This window comes from Aquabacterium sp. A08 (genome assembly GCF_011742065.1).
This window is the reverse complement of record NZ_JAAQQT010000609.1, coordinates 23,664-29,936: the sequence shown is the minus strand read 5'-3', so window position 1 is coordinate 29,936 and position 6,273 is coordinate 23,664. Positions and strand designations below refer to the sequence as shown.

The window sequence follows — 6,273 nt, the reverse complement described above, 5'->3', positions numbered from 1 at the left end:
CGGCCGCCGGCGTCGGCCGGCAGCAGCGCGGGCGTGGGGTACTGCTCTTCCAGCCATTCGATGATGGCGGGCGACTGGATCAGCACCTGCTCACCGGTGTCCAGGGCCGGCACCAGCTGCTGCGGGTTCAGCGCCTTGAAGGTGTCGGTCAGGTGCGCTTCCTTGCCCAGGTGCACGGCCACGTACTCGGTGCTCAGCCCCTTGAGGTTGAGCGCGATGCGCAGCCGGTGCGAGGTGCCGCTGCGCCAGAAGTTGTAGAGCTTCATCGCGGGACTCACTCGGCCGGGCCGACGGTCAGCGCGATCTCGGCAATGCCTTCCACGCGGCCGGTGATCTGGTCGCCCGCCACCACGGGGCCCACGCCTTCGGGGGTGCCGGTGTAGATCAGGTCGCCGGGCTGCAGGTGGTAGTAGGTGGACAGGTCGGCGATGATTTCGCGGATGTTCCAGATCAGCTTGTCCACGTTGGACGACTGCTTGGTCACGCCATTGACTTCCAGGGCGATGGCGCCCTGCTCGACCACCACGCCTTCCATCGGCACGATTTCGGAGCAGACCGAGCCTTCTTCGATGTCCTTGCCGGTGTCCCAGGGGCGGCCCTTGTCGCGCGCCACCAACTGCAGGTCGCGGCGGGTCATGTCCAGGCCGGCGGCGTAGCCGTACACCAGTTCGTGGGCGTTTTCTTCGCTCACGCGGAAGCCGGGCTTGCCGATGGCCAGCACCAGTTCCATCTCGTAGTGGTAGTTGCTGGTGCGCGGCGGGTAGGCCACGGTCGCGCCGCTTTCCACCAGGGTTTGCGGCGATTTGGTGAAGTAAAAAGCGTTTTCGACGCTTTTATCGACCGGACGGCCCATTTCCACCGCGTGGGCGTGGTAATTGCGGCCGACGCAGAAGATGCGGTTGATGGGGAAACGCTCGGTCTTGCCACGGATGGGTAGGGACTGGACGGCGGGCGGGTTGAACAGGTATTGCGTCATGGTGTTTCCGGAAAAAAAGGGGGTCAGGCGCGGACTTCGTACACGCCCAGTTTGCGGTGCAGCGGCGACTCGTCGGCCATAAAAACGAAGGCCGGCTGGTCGGCGCTCAGGTTCTTCAGGGTGACGGCGGTGTAGCCCGGGGCGCAGCAGGTGTCGGCCTCGGCCAGGGTGAAGGTCTGGCCGGCGCCGTCCACGGTCACTTGCGTGCCGCCTTCGATCTGGTGGAACACCTGGGCCGGCGAACGCGCGGGCAGGCGCAGCGTCTGGCCGGGTTTGAGCATCAGGGCGTAAAAGCCCAGGATGTTCTCGGCGTCTTCCCCGGTTTCGGGGTTGATGTAGGTGACCTGCACGCATTCCTGCGCCGGCTGGTCGTCGGCCAGGGCCAGCAGGGCGGCGCGGGTGTCGGCCCAGGGGTAGCGCAGCATGGGGTAACGCTTGTCGCTGCGCTGGAACACGGTCGTGGGCACCACGCCGGCACGGGTCCAGGCGCGGTCGCCGCGGCCCGGGTTGACCTGCTGGCGCTCGCCGTTGAGGTGGTAGCTGGCCTCCATGTAGTACACCAGCGGCAGGTCCAGCACGTCCAGCCACACCACGGGCTCGGTGCCGTCGTGGCCGTGCTCGTGCCACAGGCCGGTGGGGGTCAGGATCAGGTCGCCGCGGGCCATCGGGCACTTTTCGCCGTCCACCGTGGTGTAGGCGCCTTCGCCTTCGACGATCATGCGCACGGCGTTGGGGGTGTGGCGGTGGCTGGGCGCCCATTCGCCGGGCAGCAGCAGCTGCATGCCCAGGTACATGGCGGCGCTGGCCTGCATCTTCTCCAGGCCGTGGCCGGGGTTGGCCAGCACCAGCACACGGCGCTCGGCCTTTTCGATCGGGGTCAGCTCACCGGCCTTGAGCAGCAGGGGCTTCAAGCTGGCGTAGGGCCAGTGGGTGGCGCGGGTCTGGCGCGTGGGCACGTGCGGCGGCAGCACGCCGCGCAGGCTGGGCCACAGCGGCACCAGGTTCAGCGCCTTCAGCTCGTCGCGGTAGTCCTGCGGCAGGTCTTCCAATCGGCCAAGTTCTTGCATGTTCGTCTCCGTTTCAGCCCTGTTGCAGGCAGTTGCTCACGTTCCAGCTGTACAGCCACTCCATCGCGTCGTAGAAGCGCTCTTGCGGGCGGTTCTTCCACATCTGGTTGCGGATCAGGCGTTCCACCCCGGTGGCGTGGTAGATGCGGCCCATCTCGCGGCTGCTCAGCACGATGCGGCCGGTGCGCGCCACGCGGTTCTTGCGGTACAGCTCCAGCGCGGCGGCCCAGTCCTTGTTCGTCACGCGCAGGGCTTCGCCCAGGGTCACCGCGTCTTCCATGGCCATGCAGGCGCCCTGGGCCATGTACTGGGTGGTGGGGTGGGCGGCGTCGCCAAGGATCGTCACGCGGCCGAACACCCAGTTCTCGATCGGCTCCTTGTCGGCCGTGGCCCAGCGCTTCCAGCTCTTGGGCAGTTCGATGAGCTGGCGTGCCTTGGGGCTGATGCCCTGGAAGTAGCTTTCCACCTCTTCCTTGGAGCCGTCTTTCACGCCCCATTCTTCCTGCTCGCGGCTGTGGAAGGTCACCACCACGTTGTACTGCTCGCCGCCGCGCAGCGGGTAGTGCACCAGGTGGCACTTGGGGCCGGCCCACAGGCTGGCGGCGTTCCACTGCAGGTCTTTCGGGAAATCGGCCTTGTCCACCACGGCGCGGTAGACCACGTGGCCGGTGACGCGGTGCGGGTCGTTCACGTACTGCTGGCGCACCACGGACTTCACGCCGTCGGCGCCGATCAGGGCCTGGCCGGTCCAGCGCTTGCCGTGCTGGTCGGTGGCGGTGACGGTGCCGGCGGCCTCGTCCTGCTCGATCTGCACGATGCGGGTGTTGGTGTGGAATTCCACCTGGCCGCTGGCCTGCGCGCCTTCCAGCAGCGACAGGTGCACGTCGGCGCGGTGGATCACGGCGTAGGGGTTGCCGAAGCGCTGGCGGAAGGCCTCGCCGGTCTCGATGCGGCCCACCAGGGATTCGTCCACCGCGTCGTGCATCACCATGAAGTCGGTGTACACGGCGCGGGCGCGCGCTTGCGGGCCCACGCCCAGCGCGTCAAACGCGTGGAAGGCGTTGGGCCCCAACTGGATGCCGGCGCCGATTTCACCGATTTCGGGCGCTTGCTCGAACACCTGTACCTGAAAGCCCTGGTTCACCAGGGCCAGGGCGGCGGCCAGGCCACCGATGCCACCACCGGCCACCAAAACCGGCAGCGCCGGGACGGATTGCGTCATGCTGAGTCTCCTTCGATGTGGAAAGCACACAAATCATCAGTACACGAATGATTAGTATAGTGATAACATGAAACCATGACAAGCCTGGGCATTCCCCTAGACTCGGTGGCCATGTCCACGCCCCCGTCCCACCCCGGCATCGACCGCCTGCCGGGCCACGCCATCCGGCGCCTGCACCAGATCTCTGTCGGCATCTTCCACCAGGAACTGCAAGACCTCAACCTCACCCCGGTGCAGTACGGGGCTTTGCAAACGGTGCAGCACCAGCCCGGCATTGACCAGCGCACGCTGGCGCGGCAGATCGCGCTGGACACCTCCACCACCGCCGGCGTGGTGGACCGGCTGGAGGCGCGCGGCCTGCTGCAGCGCAGCCTGTCGCCGGAAGACAAGCGGGTGCGCCTGCTGTCGCTCACCGCCGACGGCCACGCGCTGTGCGAACAGGCCCGCCCGGCCGTGCTGCGCGCGCAGGCGCTGACGCTGGCGCCGCTGTCGGCCGCCGAGCGCGACACCTTCATGGCCTTGCTCAACCGCCTGGTGACGGAAAACAACGAATTCAGCCGGGCGCCCAGCGACACCGGGCGCTGACGCCCGGCACGGCCGGCGCCGGGGTGCGAAAATGCGGGTCATGAACGCCCTGAACACCGTTGAACTGATGCACACCCTGGGCCAACAGGCCAAAGCCGCCTCGGCGCTGATGGCCAAGGCCGGCGCCGCCACCAAGGTGAAGGCCCTGCGCGGCCTGGCCGCCCTGCTGCGCGCCAACGTGGACGAGCTGCAGGTGGAAAACGCCAAGGACCTGGAGCGCGCCCGCGCCGCCGGCCTGGCCGAGCCCATGGTGGACCGGCTCAAGCTCACCCCCAAGGTGCTGGAGACCTGCGCCGAGGGCTGCGAGCAGCTGGCGGCCATGCCCGACATCATCGGCGAGGTCATGGGCATGAAACAGCAGCCCAGCGGCATCCGCGTGGGGCAGATGCGGGTGCCCATCGGCGTGTTCGGCATGATTTACGAAAGCCGGCCCAACGTGACCATCGAGGCGGCGTCTTTGTCCATCAAGAGCGGCAACGCCTGCATCTTGCGCGGCGGGTCCGAGGCCATCGACAGCAACCGCGCCCTGGCCGCGCTGGTGCGGCAGGCGCTGGTGCAGGCCGGCCTGCCGGCCGACGCGGTGCAGCTGGTGCCCACCACCGACCGCGAGGCCGTGGGCCAGCTCATCGCCATGCCGGCTTATGTGGACGTGATCATCCCGCGCGGCGGCAAGGGCCTGATCGAGCGCATCAGCCGCGAGGCCAAGGTGCCCGTGATCAAGCACCTGGACGGCAACTGCCACACCTACGTGGACGACCCGTGCGACCTGGCCCTGGCGGTGAAGGTGACCGACAACGCCAAAACCCAGAAGTACAGCCCCTGCAACGCGACCGAAAGCCTGCTGGTGGCGCGCGGCGTGGCGGCGGCCTTCTTGCCGCAAATCGGCGCCATCTTCGCGCAAAAAGGCGTGGAAATGCGTTGTTGCGCCGAATCCAAGGCCCTGCTGGCGGCCGTGCCCGGCGCCCACCTGAAAGACGCCACCGAGCAGGACTGGAGCGAGGAATACCTGGCCCCCATCATCAGCGTGAAGGTGGTGGCCGGGGTGGACGAGGCCATTGCCCACATCAACCGCTACTCCAGTGGCCACACCGAGGCCATCCTGACCACCGACCATGTGCATGCGCAAAAATTTCTGCGCGAGGTCGATTCCAGCAGCGTGATGGTCAACGCCAGCACCCGCTTTGCCGACGGCTTTGAGTACGGGCTGGGCGCCGAAATCGGCATTTCCACCGACAAGTTCCACGCCCGCGGCCCGGTGGGGGTGGAGGGGCTGACCTCGCTCAAGTACGTGGTGCTGGGCGAGGGCGAAGTGCGCGGTTGAGCCCGCGCCCTCCCACGCGCGGCCTGCGGCCCAGCCCGGCCGCGCCCGCGGCGAACGGCCCCCTGGCCGCCTACCGGCGGGCCTTGCAGCGGGTGCAGCGGCTGCAGGCCCAGCGCGACGCCCAGCAACAACAGGGGCTGGCGCACCAGCGCCTGTGGGCGGCCGAGGTGCTGCCCCTGCAACGCCAGCACCTGCAGGTCCAGCGCGACCTGGCCCTGCGCTTGGCCGACTGGCGCGAGGCCGACGACCCGCGCCTGAGCAGCGCCCAACGCCACACCCTGCGCGAGGCCCTGTGTGCGCGGCTGCGTGCCCTGTGCGCGCAAGGCCAGGCCGACCTGGCGCCCCTGCACGACCGGCACAGCCCGCTCACCCTGGCCCAGTGGCGCCAGGCCCAGGCCGCGGCGGTGCACGCCCAGGTGGCCGACTGGCTGGGCGACGGCTGGGCCGCCCACGCGCCGGCCGACGACCCCGACGCCGTGTGGGACGCCGCCCGGCAACGCTGGCAGCGCGAGCGGGCCGAGCGCGAGGCCAAACGCCAGGCGCGTCGCCAGGCCCGGCAGGCCCGCCGCGCCGCGCTCGACCCTGGGGCCACGGCCCCCCGGGCCGGCACCCCCGAGCACACCGACACCCCCGACACCGTGCTGCGCCGGCTCTACCGGCAATTGGCCAGTGCCCTGCACCCCGACCGCGCGCCCGACGACGCCGAACGCCAGCGCCGCCACCACCTGATGGGCGAGGTCAACGCCGCCTACGCCCAGCGCGACCTGCTGACCCTGCTGCGGCTACAGGGCGATGCCGCCCCGGCCGAACGCCTCGCTGCCCTGACCCGTTTGCTGCAGGAGCAGACCGCCCGGCTGGAACGGCTGCGCCAGCACGAACAACAGGACTGGCGCCACCGCCTTGGCCTGCCCGACGGCACCCCGTGGGACGACGGCGCGCTGGCGCGGCACCGCCAGGCGCTGGGCAGCGCTTGGGCCGAACGCCTGGCCCAGGCGCAGCGCGACCTGGCGCAACTGCAGGACGTGGCCGGCCTCCAGCGCTGGCTGAACGCCCAGCGCCGCGCCTGAACGTCCCCGACGCGACCGGGGTGTGGCCCCCCTGC

7 protein-coding genes are annotated in these 6,273 nt (G+C 69.4%); 3 read left to right on the top strand and 4 right to left on the bottom strand.

Annotation, left to right across the window (positions count from 1 at the left end):
• From HA630_RS09950 to HA630_RS09935, 4 genes are all read right to left on the bottom strand, one after another.
• Positions 1-266, bottom strand: a 266-nt coding sequence (locus tag HA630_RS09950; protein WP_208300051.1) for a glutathione S-transferase N-terminal domain-containing protein, incomplete at its 3' end; no start/stop codon positions are given.
• A gap of 8 nt (positions 267-274) precedes the next feature.
• Positions 275-976: a fumarylacetoacetate hydrolase family protein gene (locus HA630_RS09945; protein WP_166834347.1), complete on the bottom strand. Its 702-nt coding sequence runs from the start codon at positions 974-976 to the stop codon at positions 275-277.
• A gap of 23 nt (positions 977-999) precedes the next feature.
• A complete protein-coding gene (locus HA630_RS09940) occupies positions 1,000-2,043 on the bottom strand; it encodes a cupin domain-containing protein (RefSeq protein WP_166834349.1) in 1,044 nt (347 codons plus the stop codon).
• Positions 2,044-2,056: 13 nt separating this feature from the next.
• Positions 2,057-3,265 carry a 3-hydroxybenzoate 6-monooxygenase gene (locus HA630_RS09935; protein WP_166834351.1) on the bottom strand — a complete coding sequence of 403 codons (1,209 nt, stop codon included), beginning with the start codon at positions 3,263-3,265 and terminating at the stop codon, positions 2,057-2,059.
• Between the two features lie 111 nt (positions 3,266-3,376).
• On the opposite strand from HA630_RS09935, the gene HA630_RS09930 reads away from it, so the two are divergent.
• From HA630_RS09930 to HA630_RS09920, 3 genes are read left to right on the top strand one after another with little or no spacing between them, the layout of a single operon-like run.
• Positions 3,377-3,850 (top strand): MarR family winged helix-turn-helix transcriptional regulator, encoded by a 474-nt coding sequence (locus tag HA630_RS09930; RefSeq protein ID WP_166834408.1) that lies wholly within the window; start codon positions 3,377-3,379, stop codon positions 3,848-3,850.
• A gap of 40 nt (positions 3,851-3,890) precedes the next feature.
• Positions 3,891-5,171, top strand: a complete 1,281-nt coding sequence (locus HA630_RS09925; RefSeq protein WP_166834353.1) for a glutamate-5-semialdehyde dehydrogenase — start codon at positions 3,891-3,893, stop codon at positions 5,169-5,171.
• Entirely contained in the window at positions 5,168-6,238 is a 1,071-nt protein-coding gene (locus HA630_RS09920; protein ID WP_166834354.1) for a J domain-containing protein, read from the top strand. The genes HA630_RS09925 and HA630_RS09920 overlap by 4 nt, the downstream gene beginning before the upstream one ends.
• Positions 6,239-6,273: the final 35 nt, after the last annotated feature.